At 68.2% G+C, this 17,562-nt stretch carries 16 protein-coding genes and 1 pseudogene; 5 read left to right on the forward strand and 12 right to left on the reverse strand.

Annotated features, from left to right (window positions below; translation table 11 throughout):
- Positions 1-81: 81 nt before the first annotated feature.
- Genes D892_RS0138455 through D892_RS0138465 form a run of 3 tightly spaced genes read left to right on the forward strand, consistent with a single transcriptional unit; the run spans position 82 to position 1,735 of the window.
- The gene (locus tag D892_RS0138455; protein ID WP_024806349.1) at positions 82-405 is read left to right on the forward strand and encodes a hypothetical protein; all 324 of its coding nucleotides are present in this window, start codon (positions 82-84) and stop codon (positions 403-405) included.
- Positions 402-896, forward strand: a complete 495-nt coding sequence (locus D892_RS43185; protein WP_024806350.1) for a DUF6879 family protein — start codon at positions 402-404, stop codon at positions 894-896. The genes D892_RS0138455 and D892_RS43185 overlap by 4 nt, the downstream gene beginning before the upstream one ends.
- Positions 893-1,735: a helix-turn-helix transcriptional regulator gene (locus D892_RS0138465; RefSeq protein WP_024806351.1), complete on the forward strand. Its 843-nt coding sequence runs from the start codon at positions 893-895 to the stop codon at positions 1,733-1,735. Before D892_RS43185 ends, D892_RS0138465 begins: the two co-directional genes overlap by 4 nt.
- Before the next feature lie 463 nt (positions 1,736-2,198).
- On the opposite strand, the gene D892_RS0138470 is transcribed toward D892_RS0138465, so the two are convergent.
- Genes D892_RS0138470 through D892_RS0138520 form a run of 11 tightly spaced genes read right to left on the reverse strand, consistent with a single transcriptional unit; the run spans position 2,199 to position 13,604 of the window.
- On the reverse strand, positions 2,199-3,359 hold the full coding sequence (locus D892_RS0138470) for an acyl-CoA dehydrogenase family protein (RefSeq protein WP_024806352.1): 1,161 nt from the start codon (positions 3,357-3,359) through the stop codon (positions 2,199-2,201).
- Between the two features lie 38 nt (positions 3,360-3,397).
- Entirely contained in the window at positions 3,398-4,867 is a 1,470-nt protein-coding gene (locus tag D892_RS0138475; protein ID WP_024806353.1) for an amidase, read from the reverse strand.
- 27 nt (positions 4,868-4,894) lie between these two features.
- Positions 4,895-5,590 carry a hypothetical protein gene (locus D892_RS43190; protein ID WP_024806354.1) on the reverse strand — a complete coding sequence of 232 codons (696 nt, stop codon included), beginning with the start codon at positions 5,588-5,590 and terminating at the stop codon, positions 4,895-4,897.
- Positions 5,591-5,611: 21 nt separating this feature from the next.
- A complete protein-coding gene (locus D892_RS0138485) occupies positions 5,612-6,583 on the reverse strand; it encodes an MlaD family protein (protein ID WP_024806355.1) in 972 nt (323 codons plus the stop codon).
- Positions 6,580-7,692 carry an MlaD family protein gene (locus tag D892_RS0138490; protein ID WP_198037105.1) on the reverse strand — a complete coding sequence of 371 codons (1,113 nt, stop codon included), beginning with the start codon at positions 7,690-7,692 and terminating at the stop codon, positions 6,580-6,582. The genes D892_RS0138485 and D892_RS0138490 overlap by 4 nt, the downstream gene beginning before the upstream one ends.
- Positions 7,689-8,789: an MlaD family protein gene (locus D892_RS0138495; RefSeq protein ID WP_024806357.1), complete on the reverse strand. Its 1,101-nt coding sequence runs from the start codon at positions 8,787-8,789 to the stop codon at positions 7,689-7,691. The genes D892_RS0138490 and D892_RS0138495 overlap by 4 nt, the downstream gene beginning before the upstream one ends.
- A 19-nt stretch (positions 8,790-8,808) precedes the next feature.
- Complete coding sequence (locus tag D892_RS0138500) at positions 8,809-9,900, reverse strand: MlaD family protein (RefSeq protein WP_084161411.1); 1,092 nt, start codon at positions 9,898-9,900, stop codon at positions 8,809-8,811.
- Positions 9,888-10,910, reverse strand: a complete 1,023-nt coding sequence (locus D892_RS0138505; protein ID WP_036567787.1) for an MCE family protein — start codon at positions 10,908-10,910, stop codon at positions 9,888-9,890. Before D892_RS0138505 ends, D892_RS0138500 begins: the two co-directional genes overlap by 13 nt.
- Complete coding sequence (locus D892_RS0138510) at positions 10,907-12,007, reverse strand: MlaD family protein (protein WP_051499374.1); 1,101 nt, start codon at positions 12,005-12,007, stop codon at positions 10,907-10,909. The genes D892_RS0138505 and D892_RS0138510 overlap by 4 nt, the downstream gene beginning before the upstream one ends.
- Positions 12,004-12,870 (reverse strand): ABC transporter permease, encoded by an 867-nt coding sequence (locus D892_RS0138515; RefSeq protein WP_024806361.1) that lies wholly within the window; start codon positions 12,868-12,870, stop codon positions 12,004-12,006. Before D892_RS0138515 ends, D892_RS0138510 begins: the two co-directional genes overlap by 4 nt.
- Positions 12,870-13,604: an ABC transporter permease gene (locus tag D892_RS0138520; RefSeq protein ID WP_084161967.1), complete on the reverse strand. Its 735-nt coding sequence runs from the start codon at positions 13,602-13,604 to the stop codon at positions 12,870-12,872. The genes D892_RS0138515 and D892_RS0138520 overlap by 1 nt, the downstream gene beginning before the upstream one ends.
- A 321-nt stretch (positions 13,605-13,925) precedes the next feature.
- On the opposite strand from D892_RS0138520, the pseudogene D892_RS43195 reads away from it, so the two are divergent.
- A pseudogene (locus D892_RS43195) lies at positions 13,926-14,507 on the forward strand (TetR/AcrR family transcriptional regulator); the annotation flags it as partial.
- 164 nt (positions 14,508-14,671) lie between these two features.
- Positions 14,672-16,489, forward strand: coding sequence for a long-chain fatty acid--CoA ligase (locus D892_RS0138530; RefSeq protein ID WP_024806364.1), 1,818 nt, complete (start codon positions 14,672-14,674; stop codon positions 16,487-16,489).
- A gap of 593 nt (positions 16,490-17,082) precedes the next feature.
- Here D892_RS0138530 and D892_RS0138540 read toward each other — a convergent pair.
- The gene (locus D892_RS0138540; protein ID WP_024806365.1) at positions 17,083-17,487 is read right to left on the reverse strand and encodes a VOC family protein; all 405 of its coding nucleotides are present in this window, start codon (positions 17,485-17,487) and stop codon (positions 17,083-17,085) included.
- Positions 17,488-17,562 lie beyond the last annotated feature (75 nt).

The following is a 17,562-nucleotide window of genomic DNA, read 5'->3' on the forward strand; positions in this document are numbered from 1 at the left end:
CTTCCGATATTGACCCTGTCTCGTGTGACCAGTGACGATTGACGGCATCATGAGAGGCCGAGCAAATCAGGAGGCAGGCACATGAGACTCACGCGCTTGGGCGGAGATTCCGAATCCGGGCATTCGCCAACACTCTTCGTCAGCGACACGAATCCGCCAGCGTACATCGTGCAGGGGTGGAGCACGGACCGGCCGGACACCATCGAGATTCCGCATGGTCTGCTGTCCTACCTCCAGCCTCGAACCTGTCTGGGTGCATTGCTGCAAGACACCGGCCGCGGGACATTCCTGCTCTCCGGTGAACTGGTCACGGATGCCGAAGCGCTGGAACGAATGGGGCTTCCGAGCCACGAGTCAGCAGTAGAGGTGCCGATCGGTCGGCAGGTGAGGCGTGACGCCGCATGATCCATCGGGATACACCGGACACCTTCACCCGACTGTTCGCCGAAGCACACACCTACGCCTGGCACCTGGAGACCCAGGACGACTACGGTGCTGCCGAGGGCGCGAGCTATGACCCCTGGTCACCGCTCGTGCAAGCCACCGTGGCACGCGGGGTTCAGATTCAGCGGACCCGGATCGTCACCACACCGCACAGCGCGTATGTCGAGTGGTTGCTGTCGCGGACCGGCAACGCCGTCGCCAACGGCGAAGACATCCGCTGGCTGCCGCGACACCTCGCCGATCCGCAAGACCAGGCGGCGGACGACTGCTGGCTGATCGATGGGCGGCTTGTCGCCTACACCTTGTTCAGCGAGAACGGCGGACCCGCTGGGATCGCGGTCACTACCGAGGAACGGCAAGTCCAGCTCTGCCGGGATATCTATCTCCGGGCCTGGAAACAGGCGATCAGGCACGAGGACTACCTACGAACCGAGCACGCCGGGCGGCAGTGACAGGACCGCCCGACGACGCACGCCGCGCACTCGGTGCCAGGCTGCGGGAGCTACGACGCGACGCCGGACTCTCCGGCGTCGCATTGGCTACGGTTGCGGGCTGGCAGGGCTCCAAGGTTTCCAAGATCGAACACGGCCGACAGACACCGACCGAGACCGATATCCACGAGTGGTGTCACTGGTGCCGCGCGGACTACGCCGTACCGGACCTGATAGCGACGCTTCGCAATCTTGCCGCCGCCTACATGGAGTGGCGGCGCGTCGTCGTCTCCAGGCACGCTCACCGCCAGCGCCAGGCGATCAGCCTGGAGTCCGGCACCCGATCGATACGCGGCTACCACCCGCGCGTCATTCCCGGACTGGTGCAGACCCGCGATTACGCCGAAGCGATCTTCCGCCGCACGGCCGCGTTCTACCGCGCCCCGGATGACGTGACGGCGGCGGTAGACGCCCGGATAGCGCGGCAAGACGTGCTGCATCACGGCGACCACCGCATTCACTACGCGATCGAGGAACAGGCGCTCTATACGTCGATGGGTAGCGATGCCGTCATGGTCGGACAATTGCGCCATCTCCTGGCTGTGATGACGCTGCCCCGCCTGGTGGTCGCGATCCTGCCGTGTACGGCCGAGTACCACGCTCCTGCGACCAACTTCGTGATTCATGACCGCAAGGTGGTCTTGGTCGAAACCGTAGCGGCTGAGCTGACGATCACCCGGCCGTCCGAGATCGCGCTGTATGAGAGGTCATTCGCTCTGCTGGCGGCGCAGGCGGTTCACGGTGACGCAGCTCGAGAGCTGATCACGACCGCCCTGGAGCGCCGCAGCGGCGCATCGTGAGTGCGGGTAAGAGGGTATGGCACACCCTGTAGCGGATGGCCCCGGCACGAACGACAGGTTCACCAATCCGAGCGGCACCGGATCGGTCGCGGTTGGTTCGTCCATGGTCAATCCCCTGCTCCCTATCGTTGTGTGGGTCGCTCCCGCCGCCGGGAGCCACGGGCAGGGTTTGGTCCGTTGCATCGAACCGGCGGCGGGAGCGGCACAAACCCTCGCTCCTGGCCACGTCGAGAGGGGGCACACAGTGCGCCCCAATCGAGATGGCTGCGGGGTGCGCCTATCCGGGGTGGTCCGCCCTGGACGCCCGATTGCTCGCCTGGTTCACGGCATGACCGGACAACGACGGAAACCGGTTGTGAAACAGTGTGTTTCGCGTTCCCGCCGACTTGGTACCAGATCAGTACGGGAGGTCGATGCTGCCCGCGAGCGAGCGGATGCGGTGGCTCCTGACTCCACCCGACTCCTACAGCGTGCGAGAGATGATCTCCTTCATGATCTCGCTGGTGCCGCCGTAGATCTTGTTCACTCGTGCCGCGGCGTACATCCGGGCGATCGGGTATTCGGCCATGTACCCGTAGCCACCGAAGATCTGCACCGCCCGGTCGACCACCGCCACCGCCCGATCGGCCGCCGCCAGTTTCGCGATCGAGGCGACGGCATGGTCGTGCCGCCCCTCGATGTACTCCCCGATGGCGTAGTCGACCAGCGTCTTGATCCCCAGCACCTCCGATTTCAGCTCCGCCAGTTCGAATTTCGTGTGCTGGAACTTGATCAGCGGCCTGCCGAAGGCGTGCCGCTCCTTGGCGTAGCGGATCGTCTCGAGCACCGCCGCCTCGGCCATACCCGCGCACATCGCGGCGATGATCAGGCGTTCGCGCGGCAACTGCGCCATCAGCTGGGTGAATCCGAGTCCCTCCTGCGCACCGAGGAGGTTCGAGACCGGTACCCGCATATCCGAGAAGAACAGTTCGCGGGTGTCCTGGCCGTGCTGCCCGATCTTCTCGAGTATTCTGCCGCGCTCGAATCCGGCCAGGTCGCGCGTCTCGGCAACGATCAGCGAGACGCCCGAAGCACCTTGGGACGAATCGGTTTTCGCCACGACCACCAGCAGATCGCAATGCGTCGCATTGGATATGAAGGTCTTCGAGCCGTTGACGACGTAATGGTCGCCGTCGCGCACCGCCGTGGTCCGCACCCCTTGCAGGTCCGATCCGGCGCCCGGCTCGGTCATGGCGATGGCCAGCACCGACTCGCCGCTGATGATGCCGGGCAGCCAGGCGCGCCGGCGATCGGCGGCGGCGTAGGAGTCGATGTAGTGCGCGGCGATCGGGGTGTGCACGATCCACCCGAACGCCGAGTCGTGAGCCAGCGGCAGCTCCTCGGCGATCACCGCGCACAGGCCGAAATCCCCGCCGGTGCCACCGAATTCCGGGGGCAGCTCCACCCCCAGCAGGCCCGCGGCGCCGGCCTTGGTCCACAACTCCCGATCGACCGCGTGCTGCCGGGCCCAGCGCTGCTGCTGCGGCGTCGACTCCTTGCGCAGGAATTCGGCGACGTGCCTGCGCAATTCACAGTGCTGGTCGGTCTCCCAGGCCGCTCGATAGTCGGGAAACAATCGTGACATCCGGCATGCCCCTTCCGATCGGACCGCGGCGGAACGGGTCAGCGATGGCGGGTGGACGGGCGGCGGCGCGGCGACGAACCACGGGCCGGCGGCGCGGGATCGCCCGCACCGTCGGTGATCCGGGGAAACGGGTTCTCCTCCTCGAACAGATAGGCCAGCTCGATGAGCGTCCGCTCGTCACCGTAGGCGGCACTGAGCATGGCGCCCAAGGGAACTCCGCTCTCCGCGAGACCCATCGGCACGGCGATCGAGGGCGTCCCGGTGACATTGTTGACCGGCGTATAGGCCATGTAGTGCAGCAGCCGTTCGATCAGTTCGTCGGCGGGCCCGTTGGGACCGAGCTGCCCCAGCGGCGGAACCGCCTGGGCCAGTACCGGAGACAACAGCACCTGGTAGCGCCGGAAGATACCGGCGTAGGTCCGCGCCGACTGGCGCAGCCGGAGGTATCCGCCCGGCATCCGGGCGATGCGCCGGCGGTAGTAACGGGCCAGCCCGCTGGTGATGTCCTCGACCCGGTTCCGGTCGAAACTCGGATCGTGCAGGTACTTGCCCGCCAGCATGGTCACCTGCATGAGCAGGCCGAAGTAGGCGATGTAGTCCTCGGCCACCTGCGGCGAGAACGGCTGCGCGATCGGTTCGACCTCGTGCCCGGCCTTCTCCAGCAGATCGGCCGCGCGCTCGACCGCGACACGGGTCTCGGTATCCGGTTCGTCACCGGTCGGTGTCGTCGTCAGCAGGGCGACCCGCATGCGCCGTTCGGCCGGCCCGTCCACCATGCCGATCGGGATCAGATCCGGGTTGCGCCAATACTTTTCGGCCGCCGCGACATAGGTGGCGGTATCGCGGACCGTGCGCGTGAGCACACCTTCCGAGATCACCCGGATCGGCAGATGGCGATTCTGGGCGTTGTCGAGGTGGCGAGACCGGCTCGGTTTGAGCGCCACCAGGCCGGTGCAGGAGGCGGGGATCCGGATGGAGCCACCGCCGTCGTTGCCGTGCGCGACCGGCACAACGCCGGCGGCCACCAGCGCCGCCGCGCCGCCGGAGGAGCCACCGACGGAATATTCGGGGTTCCAGGGATTCCGGGCGGGATCGGCGTCGCGGAATTCGGTGGTCGGGATCAGCCCGAACTCCGGCAGCCGGGACTTGCCCAGCACGGTCACGCCGGTGCTGAGGAACTGCCGGGTGTAGGCGTCGTCCCGGTCCACGGTGTGGGCGCGGAACGCGGCGCTGCCGTGCGTGGTCGGCAGGCCGCGGATATCGGTGTTGTCCTTGACGAAGGTCGGCACGCCGTACCAGCAGCCGAGCCCGTCGGCGGCGAATCGCGGTGTGTCGTAAGAACATTCGATGGCCCGCACGCAGGGTTCGACGGCGGCGACGCGCTCGGCCGCCGCGGCGGCGAGTTCCTCGGGGCTGACGTCGCGGGTCCGGATCAGCTGTGCCAGCGCGACCGCGTCGTGCTCGGCCAGCGCATCGTCGCGAAAGGCGTGCACACGGTGTGTAGTCATAGGTATCTCCAAAGGTGCGGTCGGCACTTACTTCTGGGGTAGCGCGGCGTCCATGCCGCCGACGTCGGTGATCTTCCAGTCGGCGTTGCCGTCGACGGTGATGTTGTAGGTGACGGTGGTCTGCGCGCCGTCGGGGTTCTGCACGTTGGTGGAGCTGACGTTGACGAAGACGTCGACCTTGTACACCCCGCCGGCGTCCGACATCACCTTGGCGGCAATGGGTCCGGCGGTGGAGGTCCATTTCAGCGGTGTGAGGATCTCCTGCAGTTTCGGCGCCGTCGCATCGAACTTGTTCGCCAGCGGCGGCGCGGTGTTGTTCTTCAGGCGGGCCACCCACGCGTTGAAGTCACCCGGGTCGACGGTGGCGGCGCCGACGGAGTAATCGGTGGCGACCTGTTCGGCGCGCCGATGGGCCGCGTCGGTGGCGGCACGGTCCGAGATCTCGTGCCTGGCGGCGATCAGGAAGGCCGCCAGGGTGACCACGGTGACGGCCAGCACGGCGACGGCCGCGACCCACACCGCGCCGCGCAACGAGATCGAGATCGACCGGCGCGCCGGTGATTTCGGAGTCCGACGGGCCGGTGCGGCATCGGAGCGCCGCTCTTCGTCGCGGGCCTGCTCGCGGTCCGCTCCGGCGGCCGCCGTGTCGTCCGCCGTAGTCGTCTCGCCGGCCTTGCTCGCCTCCGTGGCGTCCGGCCGGGCGGTGTCAGTATCGGTATCCATGGGCATTCCCGGTGATCGGTGCTATTTGACGGAAATCTGCAGCCGCAGCGCCCCGTCGGGGTCGACGGTCTGCAACGCTTGCGTGATGAGACTGCTCAGGTCGAGCGTGCCGACGGCCCGGGTGGCCGATTCGAGCACCGGCCGCAGCATCGGAATCATCGATTCCGTCTGGGGCCCCGTCTTTTTCATGATCTCGGCGATTTCGCGCAGCAGCGGAAGCGCGCCGAGGGTGTTCTCGTTGTCGACCAGGTAGTCGTCGGGGACGGTGCCGATCCGCGCGAACCGGCCGACGGCCGCGGCGACGTCGGACAAAGCCGGCCCGAAATCGGCCCAGGGCTGTGCGGCGCGCCGCAATGCCGGTTCGGTCCACCCCATATCGTGCGCGTGCGCCTGCGCCGCTGTCAGCATCTCCCGCAGCACGACCGTCCGGCTGAGCAGGGTGGCCGCCAGCAGATCGGTGGCCCGCGACAGCGGCGGCACGATGGCCTCGGTGCCGTCCGTCGCCTGATCGAAGGTGTCGACAATCGACGTCAGCGCGGCCGGATCCAGCTGCCGCAACAGTTCCGTGGTGGTCTTGGCGACCTCCGGAATCGACAGCGGGGTGACGACCCGGTCGGCCCGCACGCTCTGACCGTCGCGCAGATACGGCCCGTCGCCGCTGGTGGGACGGAAGTCGAGATAGGGCTCGCCCAGCCCGGACAGGGCCTCGATGCGGGCCGGGCTCGCCGCCGGGACCCGGTACCCCGCATCGATCCGGAGCCCGATCCGGACGGCCTGCTCGGCATGGGTGACCGAAACGACCTCGCCCACTTGCACTCCCGACAGCAGCACCTTGGAATGCGTCATCAGGCCACCGGATTCGGGAATCGCCATGGTGACCGACATGGTCTGGCGCAACCAGTCGACGTTCGCGACACCGAACGCCAGATAGGCGCTGCCGATCACGGCAATGGCGAGGATGGCGGCCGACGACGCGACCGATCTCGGTGTCATCGCACCACTCCGATCATTCTCAGGGTCCGCACGATCGAGTCCACCTGCTCGGAAGTCGATCCCGGATGGCCGGCCGCATCGGAACCGCTATCGGCGATCGTCACGCCGGTGACATTCACCCGCGGACCGCGTTCCACGAACGGAATGATCCGATCGCGGAGCAACGCCACGAGGCGGTTGAGGTTGCTCGGCGCGTCGAGATCCAGCGGGTTGTCGCCCAGCAGCAGCGGAACGAACGCCTTGGCCGCCGCGTCGCCCTCCACCAGCAACGGCGCCATCCACTCCTGGGCGCGCGCCGGGATGTTCGCCGAGCCGATGATGCCGAGTGTCAGCACCAGCGAGTGCACATCGGCAGGGATCTCGACGGAGCCCCGCTCGCTGAGCAGTGCGTCGAGCTGGTCCGGATTGTCCCGCACGGCACGCAGATCCTCCTGGTACGCCTCGAGAAACCGGTCGACGGAGTTCTGGTTGGCGGCGAGGTTCTCGATATCTCTGCCGAGGATGTCGAAGATGCGCGCGGTGTCGGCGGTCTGTTCGGGCAGCACCGCATTGGTCTGGTCGACGATCTCCTGGATCTCGTGCAGCGCGCCGCCCCCGACGAACGTGGACAGCCCGGCCATCAGGTCCTCGACCTGCAAGGGCGGTTCGGTGTGCTGCAACGGGATGGTGTCGCCGGGCGCGAGGGGAGACGCCGAACCGGCCGACGGGGTGCCCAGCGCGATGTAGATGTCGCCGAGCAGGGTGTTCTGCCGCAGCTGCGCGGTCGTATCCGAGCGCAGTCGCACCGACGACGAGAGTTCGACCGTGGCGACGATATGTCCGGGGGCCGACGCGGACGGATCCCGCACCGTCAGCGAGCGCAGGCGGCCGACCGTGACGCCGTCGGCGATGACCTTCGCCTGCGTCGGCAGGTTGAGCGCGTTGGCGAACTCGATGTGCAGCGGGTAGGTGGGCCCGGACACCGAGACACCGGGAACCGGGATCTGCGCCGGATCGAAACCGCATCCGGTCACCGGCCACATCGCCGCCGCGGTCACGACCACGACGGTCAGTAGCCGACCGCACCCCGCGCGCGGCCGGCGGCGCTTACGTTCTGCGAAGGTAGTCATCGTGCACCCGCCGCCCCGAGAACGAGCGTGACCAGATCGACGTTCACCAGGCCGTCGTGTGCCCCGCGGCATCCGCCCGGCAGCACCGCGGCGATCGCGGCGCAGACCTGGTCCACCTGGGGTGGGGCCAGAGCCACCACCGGTGGGGCGTATTCGACCCGCACCTGTCCCGTCTCCGGGTCGAGCGAGCGCCGGAACGCCTGGACGACCGCCGGCACCATATCGACCATCTGCTGCGTCGTGGCGATATTCGCCGACGTCGCCTGCGTCGAGGGCATGAGCTGATCCAGTCCGTTCAGGACCTGCCGGCCGTACTTACGCGAGATGTCGTTCAACATCGGCACGACCACCCGCAGTGAATCGATCATCTCGATGCTCTCCTGCCACAGGTCGTTCATCATGTTGACGCCGGGCTCGGCCAGTACCAGGGCCGTCTTGATGTCGCCCCAGTTGCCGGAGATGCTCGACACGAGTGAGGCGAAAGCGTCGATCAGGGCGCCGATGTGGCCGATCGCCGCGTCGGGTTGCTGCAGGGCCGTGCCGAGATCCTTGAAGACCTGATTGAGCCGGGGCCCGGTTCCCTCGGTGGCTCGATGAAATTGCTCCACGGCATCCGCGATCCGGTTCCGGTCGGGCGTGGCGCCCGCGCCGTTGAGCTCGTCGGCCAGCGTGGAGAACGCGCGCAGCGTCTCGGTGATGCTCTTGGGCGTGAAGGTCTCGGTGATGCAGGTGCCGCGGTTCCAGTCCGTCGTCGCGGCCGGATCGCTCAGCACCTCCAGGTCCCGGTCGGCAATGATCGTGTCGGCGACGGTGGTGGCCATGACGTCGCCCCGCAGCGGCCGTTCCGCGTCGACGGTGAACTCCACCCGGACCGCGCCGTTGCCGGGGCGAACCTCCCCGACGGTGCCGATCCGGATGCCGCGCATCGTGACGTGGTTACCCGAGTAGAGGCCGATGGCATCGGGCATCAGCGCGCAGTAGGCGATCGTCTTCTTCAGCGGATCGAGGGCGACCACGTAGGACACGGCGACCACGAGCGTCACCAGTCCCGTCATCAGCACCGTCACGACTCCGGGCGAGGCCAGTACTCGCTTCATCTCGGCACCGCCTTCATGCTCAACATCCTTTGCCCGGGACCGGAATACACACCGCGGGCGCCGGCAGCGTGACGCCGGACTGGTCGACGACCATCCCGCCGTCCGGCACCGCCATCCGCACCCGCCGCTCGACGTCGCCGAGTCCGTTCGCGGCCTGCCCCAGCCGGGCGCCGAAGTCCTGCAGCCGCGGGATCACCGCCGCGACCGCGTCGGCGATCGGCTCCAGTTGTTCACGCCAGATCGGTTCGAGCGCGGCGAGCCGGGCAATCTGTTCCTCGCCGACCCGCACCGCCTCCTTGATCTCGGCTTCCTTGTTCAGGGCCGCGGTCACGAGCATGCCGATCTGCCGGACGAACGTGCCCAGCAGCGACTTGTTGGCATCGATCGTGGTGAGATACTCGTCCAGCATGGCCAGCGCCTGCGACACCTCGGCGTTCTGCCGGTTCAGCACGCCGACGAAGGTCTCGAGCGCATTTCCCATGCGCCGCAGGCCATCCGGGCTGCCGGCGATCGAGTCCCCGACCTCGGCGAAGTTGCGGCGCAGGGTGTCGCCGTCCACCTTCTCCACCGGCGTGGCGGCATCGCGCAGAGTGCGAACGAGGCTGTAGGGCAGGCGAATTCGATCCGCCGGAATCGGCTTGTCGCCCAGCGGACGACGACCGGCGGGGAACGCCGCGATGTAGTGCCCACCCACCACCGTGAGCAGACGGACCTCCAGCGTCGTGCCGTCGCCGAGGAAGACGTCGCGGCCCACGGTGAACCGTACTCGTACCCGGTCCGGTAACAACTCGAGTCCGGTCACCGAGCCAACCGGGATGCCCGCGACACGGATCTCGTCGCCGACCGTCACCCCTCGGGCCTCGGTCGGCTCCGCGGTGTAGGTGGACTTCCCGATGGGCAGCACGTAGATGATCGCCGTCGCGACCAGGGTCGCGGTCACCACGACGGCACCGACGACGCCGGAGCGGAGTTGCCGCCGCCGTTCGGTTCGTTCGTGCCGGTCGTGCACCCAGCGCCGGTCGCCGCGCCGGCGGCCGGACCATAGCCGCCGCGCGAATTTCGGTGCGGCACCGGATTTCCGGGCATCGCCGAAGGGGATCATGGGTTGCATATCGAGATCCTCTGACCCGCGATCAGCATCGCGACGGCGCCCGGCACGTCCGCGTCGCCCCGCGAGCAGGCGACGTCGATCCCGCTTCCGGCCGCGTTCGGCGGCGGCAGCAGGGCGTCGAAAGACTGGAGCAGGCCGGGTAGCCTGCCGAGCAGGTCGACGATCTGATGGGGGTCGGGAATCACTCGCCGCACATCTTCCTCCAGGTTCGGATTGCTGTCCTCGGTGAGACCGAGGGTGGCCATGATGCTGTTGAAGGGGGCGACCGTCGACGGCGAGACGGCCGCCAGGTCCAGCAGGCCGTCCAGCTTCTGACGGAAGACGGTGAACACGTCGGCCAGGCCGCGCATCAGCGTCACCAGATACGGTGAGCGGCCGCCGATCTGCTGGGAGATGGCCTGAAGATTGGCCACGATGGTGGTCAGTACGGCCTGCCGGTCGGTGACGTAGCGGCTCATCTTCTCGACCGCGTCGAGGGCGGGACCGATTCCGGCGCCGTTGCCCTGGATCACGGCGAGCACGCTTTCGGTGAATCTGTTGAGCGATTCGGGAGAGAACTCGGCCAGAACCGGCTGCAGGCCGTTGAACAGCGCGGTGATGTCGAAGGACGGGATCGTCCGGTCGGCGCCGGCCGTCGCACCGGACGCGAGCTTCGGGCCCGGCGAATCCGGTTGGCGCACATCGACGTAACGCTGCCCGGCCAGCGACTGGTAGCGGATGGCGAACACGCTGCCGTCGTACACGGGCCGCTCGCGCCGGATGGTCATATCGACCGTGGCGCGGTCGCCGATCAGGCGGATGCCGGTGACCTTGCCGACCTGCACGCCGAACATGCGCACGTCGTCGCCGGAACGCAACCCGCTGACATCGGTGAACACTGCGTGATACGTCGAGGTGCCGCCCCCGACGGGGCGCACGATCGCGGTGAGGACGACCGCCAGCAGCACCAGCATCGCCCCGGCGAACACGATGAGCCGCCACAGCACACCACGCGTTTTCACCGAATTCATCGCGGAGCTCCCTGTCCTTGTCCGAGCGGCTGTCCTTGTCCGAACGGCGGTGGCGGACCCGTCGTCTCGGCGGCCGCCCGGCCACCCAGCAACGGCACGGCCACGCCCGGCACCCCGCGCAGCGTCACCGCCACATCGAGCGCCGGTCCCCCGCCGGTGTCGGAGAAGGAGAGATTCAGCCGATCGATGAGTTCGCTCAGCTCCGCGCGCGCATTCGCCGGCGCGGGCAGGCTTCGCGTCAGGGCGGCCAGCAGCGGTGCGACCATGTCGATGAGCGGCTTGTTGTACGGGGCCCCCGCGCTGTACACGCCGGCGAGTGCCGGATAGGCCTCGTCGCTGATCAGGCTGATCGTGGCGTCGTACTTCGCGTGGTCGTTGCGGAAGACCTCGATCCCGAGCACCGAGTCGAGCAGCGTGAAGGTGGACGAGCTGAACTCGCCGAGCCCGCCGAAGAATCCGGCGTACTGATCGAGCAGGTACGACGGCTCGTACCGCTGGGTGTCGGCGATCGCCCGGCTCGAGGCGACGACGGCCTGCAGGAAGGGACCGAAGGCCTCCAGGTCGGTGCTGACCCGGCCGAGCAGTTCGGTCAGCGTCGGGGTGAGCACCCGCGTCGAGACGTCGGTCAGCCGGCGCAGCAGGGTGCTCATGGTCACGTCGTCGATCCGGTCCGAGACGTCGATGTCGGCGTCGTCCCGCAGGGCCGCGCCGCCCGGGCGGGCATGCAGCGCCACCGCGCTGATGCCGAACAGGTTCTCCGGCGCGTAGTCCACGGCGAGGGCGTCGGTCAGCCCGCTGGTCTGCCCGCGGTCGAGGTCCAGCACGAGCAGCCGGCGATCCCGGTCGGCGGCGGCGACCGTCTCCACCTCGCCGACCGGAACGCCGTCCAGCCGGACCGTCGTGCCGGATACGATCCCCTCGCCGATCTGGTTGGCGTACAGGCGGATTCGTATACGGTTGTCGTCGGGCACCGACCGGCCACCGATCCAGCTCCCGATCAGGGCGGCGGCCAGCGCCAGCGCCAGCAGGCCGACCAGGTAGGAGCGGCGGCGACCGGTGTCGACGCCCGGTACGGCATAGTTCGGCATCGTGTTCACCCGGGGAATTCGATTGCGGAGTTGACGCCCCAGAGCAGGAGCGTGAGAACCATGTCCAGCACGACGATCGTCACGAAGCTCGCCCGCACCGCCCGGCCGGAGGCGACGCCCACACCCTCCGGGCCGCCGGACGCGAAAAACCCGTAGTAGCAATGGATCACGATGACCGCGACACCGAACACCGCGATCTTGAGCACGGCCGCCAGGATGTCGGGGCCGTTGGCGAACTGGTCGAAGTAGTGTTCGTAGATGCCGGACGCCTGGCCGTGCAGCGTCACAACCACTGTGGCGCAGGCGAAATAGCTCAGGATGAGGGCGATCAGGAAGGTCGGCACGAGCGCGACGACGCCGGCGATGATCCGGGTGGTCACCACGAAGGGCACCGACCGCAACCCGAGCGATTCGATCGCGTCGATCTCCTCGGCGATGCGCATGGCGCCGATCTCCGCGGTCATCCGGCAGCCGGCCTGCGCGGCGAAGCCCACGGCCGCGGCGATCGGCGCCAGCTCCCGCGTGTTGGCGAATGCCGAGACCACCCCCGTGACGGGGCCCAGCCCGAGCAGGTCCAGCGCCGCGAAGGACTGGATGCCGATGCCGGCGCCGATCGCCACACCCAATATCACCAGCATCGGCACCGTCCCCCCACCGACCACCAACGACCCACGGCCCCAGGTGATGTCGGTGATGGCTCGCATGGTCTGGCCGCGATACCGCCGCAGCGTCAACGGAATCGCCGAGACGGCCTGCCAGACGAAACCCAGCGCGAATCCGGTCGTCTCCACCGGCGCAGCGAGCCGATCACGGTGCCGCGCAATGCGATAGGCCCAGCGCAAGATCTTCGGGGTATACGGTGTCGCGGTCATCACGCCACCCGGATCGGCAGGAACATGGCGACCACCTGGGTGATCACCAGATTGACCACGATGATGGCGGCCACCGACAGCACCACCGCGGCGTTCACGCCGTCGGCCACGCCGCGCGGCCCGCCGCGCGCCTCCAGGCCGCGCTGGCAGGCCAGGATGACGACGAGGAAGCCGAACAGCGCGGCCTTCCCCAGCGAGATCCACACGTCCGAGAGCGCGGTGAACGCGCCGAAGGTGGCCCAATAGCTGCCCGGCGTCACGCCCTGCGGGCCGACCGCGATGAGATAGCCGGCCACGATGCCGGTGAAGACGATGAGGATGTTCAGCAGCGGAGCCACCAGCAGCATGGCGGCCACGCGCGGGACGACCAGCCGGTGCACCGGGCTGATGCCCATGGTGCGCAGCGCGTCGATCTCCTCGCGCACGGTCCGCGCGCCCAGGTCCGACGCGATCGCCGAGGCGCCCGCGCCGCCGAGCAGCAGGCCGGTGGCGATGGGGGCGCCCTGCTGGATCACCCCCAGCCCGCCCGCCGCGCCGACCAGCGAATCGGCGCCCAGCTGATGAATCAGGTTGCCCACCTGCACCGAGACGACGACGCCGAACGGAATCGCCATCAGCACGGCGGGAATGGCGGTGACGGTCACGAGATACCAGGCCTGCGACAGCATCTCGCGCCACTGGAAGCGCCCTCGGACGAGGTCGACCAGCAGACCGCGGGACGCCTCCGCCGCCATGTCGACCGTGCGGCCGAAGGTCCGCAGCGCGCCCTGCGTCGTCTCCGAAAGATTGGCGCCGATCAGGCGCAGCGCGCCTCCCTCACGGCCGAATGCCCGTCCTCGACTGCCTGCTACGACCGTCACTGCCGAACGCCTCCTTGCGCTGGGCCACGCATCCGGCAGCGGCGCCGGGTGCGGTGATGCACTTCACAATCCAATTGCGATACAAGTGTACGGTAACAAAATCGGTTGTAAAGCCCCAACTTCGTTTGCACTGTATACTGTATGTTCGTATTACCGCTGCGCACCGGTCACGTCAGCGAAGACGAAAGAGGAGAGATGGTCGATCCCCGTGCCACCAACGACGATCTGACGGCCAGGGCGCGCATCCGCAATGCCGCCATGGACCTGTTCGCCGAGTACGGCGAGGCGCGGGTGTCGCTGCGCGCGGTCGCCTCGGAGGCGGGACTGTCGCTCGGGTTGTTACAGCACCACTTCAAGACCAAGGCGGGGCTGCGCGACGCCGTGGATCAGCTGGTGGTCGACTACTTCGCGCACGCCGTGTCGTCGGTGCCGCCCACGGGGAGCGCGGCCGAGGTCGCCGCCGCCCGCGACGAGGCGGTCAGCCGGATGCTGTACGACAACCCGGTCGTGGTGAACTACATCCGGCGCGCCGTCCTGGAACCGTCCGAGACCCGGATGCGCCTGCTGGAAGCGATCATCGACCTCACCCGGCGGGAGGTGACCGCGCTGCGGCACGCCGGCCTGGCCTCCACGAGCCGGCCCGAGTCGAATCAGATCCTGGCGGTGCTGGTGCGCCAGCTCGGCGAGCTGCTGCTGTCGCCGCTGGTGGACGCGGTGTGGGAGCGAGTCGCCGATACCGAGACGCCCAAGCCGCGGATGTCGATCGCCCTGGACGACCGAGCCGACCGAGCCGACCGAGCCGACCGAGCCGACCGAGCCGACCGAGCCGACCGAGCCGACCGAGCCGACCGAGCCGACCGAGCCGACCGGACCGAGCAGGCCGACCGGGCCGACCGGACCGAGCAGGCCGACCGGGCCGAGCAGGCCGAGCAGGCGGAGAGATGACCGGCGTCCAGCCGCGCACCCTGTGCCAGGCATTCCAGGAGACGGCCGCGAGACGGTCGGGGGCGGTCGCCGTGCGCGCCCTCGGCGGCACGCCCAGCCTCACCTGGCGCGAATACCGCGAACGGGTCGGCACCATCGCCCGCGGGCTGTCCGCGCTCGGAGCCGGTCCGGGGAGCACGGTCGCCCTGATGCTCACCAACCGGCCGGAATTCCACCTGTGCGACACCGCCGCGCTGCACACCGGAGCGACGCCGTTCTCGATGTACAACACCAATCCGCCGGAGATGCTGGCGTATCTGCTCACCCATGCCGAGAGCCGAATCGTCTTCTGCGAGAAGCAGTTTCTTCCGCAGTTGCGTACCGCGGCCGAACTCGGCGGCAAGGTGGAACATCTGGTCTGCGTCGACGGCGAGCCCGAGGGCACGATCGGGCTGGAGCGGCTGGAGCGGTTGCCGGCACCCGGATTCGACGCCGAGGCCGCCTGGCGCGCCGTGCGCCCCGACGACGTGCTGACCATCGTGTACACCTCCGGCACGACCGGCCCGCCCAAGGGCGTCGAGCTGACCCACGCCAACTTCATCGAAAACGCCCGCATCACAGACGAACTCGGCGGTGTCGACGGGAGCGATCGCACGGTGTCGTATCTCCCCGACGCCCATGCCGCCAACCGATGGTTCGCGCACTATCTGAATCTGCTCTACGGGATGCCGATCACCACGGTCGCCGACATGAAGCGGGTCCCCGAGGCGCTGGCGGAGGTCCGGCCCACCGTATTCCTCGGCGTGCCGCGGGTCTGGATCAAGGCGAAGGCGGGCATCGAGGCGGCGCTGGCCGCCGAGACCAGCCCGGTCCGGCGCGCGCTCGCCGACCGGGCACTGGCGGTCGGCGTGGCCCGCGCCCGCGCCGCGTCGAGCGGCCGGCGCGACGGCCCCGCCCGGCGAATCGAATACGCCGTCGCCGATCGGCTCGTGCTCGGGCGGATCCGCCGGCGCCTCGGCCTGGACGCCCTGCGCATGGGTGTCACCGGCGCCGCGCCGATTCCGAACGAGGTGCACGAATTCTTCCTCGGCCTCGGCCTGCCGCTGTGCGCGGCCTACGGGATGACCGAATGCACCGCCGGGGCCACCACCGACCGGCCCGAACACATCAAGATCGGAACCGTCGGCCAGCCGCTGCCCGGCGTCGAGGTGCGGCTGGAGGCCGACGGCGAGGTCCTCGTCCGCGGCGCCAACGTGATGCGCGGCTACCGCAACGACCCCGAGAAGACCACCGTCACAGTGGATTCCGAAGGCTGGCTGCATACCGGCGACATCGGCGCCTTCGACGCCGAGGGCTTCCTCACGATCATCGACCGCAAGAAGGAACTCATCATCAACGCGGCCGGTAAGAACATGTCCCCCACCACGATCGAGAACGCCGTCACCGCCGCCACCCCCTTGGCCGGCCCCGTCGCGGTGATCGGCGACGCCCGCCCGTACAATACCGCCCTCATCACCCTCGACCCGGACACGGCCACCACTTTCGCCGCAAGCCAAGGCATCCCGGACACGTCGATCGCGTCCCTAGCCGCCCACCCCGCCGTGCACCGCGCCATCGAGGCGGCCGTCGCCGCCGCCAACACCACCCTCTCCCGAGTGGAACAGATCAAACGCTTCACCATCCTGGACCACCCCTGGGAACCAGGCGACCGCCACCTCACCCCCACCGCGAAACTCAAGCGCAAACCCATCGCCGAGGACTACGCCGCCGTCATCGACTCGATGTACGCCGAGCCTGGGCCCCGGCCCGCCGCCCAGGCTCATGGGAAGGAGTAGTACTATCCCGGACCCGCGTAGCTGGCCTGCCAGCAAGTATGGGAGGTATTGGGTCGGAAGACTTTTTCACCCTGCCTTATTTTGTCGCATGATTGAAAGTCCGGGAAGGGCCCGACACATGTCTCCCAACCTACCGTCCAGCACCGAGTGTTCGGAACTTCAGCATTGGACACTCCCGGCGACAAGACGGCTACGGACGCCGCACCCACTGCGATCAGCAGCATTGCAGGCAATTTCTTCATCGGATTCCTTTGTGCCACACCCGCTGACGCCATGAATTCCGACCTCATCACATCGGCGGCCTGCTTGCTATTGTCGTAGGAATCGTGCAATATGCTCCGGCTGCAGTCTTGAACAGATTCAACCCTCGTGCCGCGATCAGTGTTTCTCGTTCTCGGCGAGTTGACGCAGCCCGGCGACCATCTCGGCGAGAGTGCCGAGCGTGTCGGTCCACATCGGTGGTCGAGCCGGAGTTCCGTCACGCAAGGTGGCCAGGACCCGGTGCGGTATCGTCGAAACCCCGTTTGCGACATTGCTGCGCGACACGGCGCACCGCCCTACGGAACTCGGCGCATGCGCCGACAGCGGAGTCCTCACCATGTGCTCGAATGCCCTTCCCACGGCTCGACCCGGCGGCGGAGCAGGCAGAATTCGTTGCCCTCCGGATCGGCCAGCACGTGCCACGGTGCGTCGCCGGTCTGGCCGATATCGACCTTTCGCGCACCCGCGGCAAGCAGCCGCTCCAGTTCCGCGGCCTGATCCCGGTCGGTGGGGTTCACATCGAGGTGCAGCGGCAGTTTCCCGCGCTTCGGCTCGGCGCCGCGAACGAACACCAACGTGGGCTGCGGCCCGCCGAAACCTGTTCCGGGCGGGCCGATCTCGAGAGCGTCACCACCCTCCCAACCGAGTTCGACGTACCCGAGGACCTCGCACCAGAAGTCCGCCAGCCGCTGCGGATCGGCACAGTCGACGACAAGTTCGGTAATCCGGCAAGCCATCCACACGACACTACGCGTGCGACACACCGGTACCCGATTGGACGGCCGACTACCAGAAAGTCCGGGCGGAGTTGT

It is taken from the genome of Nocardia sp. BMG51109, from assembly GCF_000526215.1.
In the GTDB taxonomy this organism is placed as follows: Bacteria; Actinomycetota; Actinomycetes; order Mycobacteriales; family Mycobacteriaceae; genus Nocardia.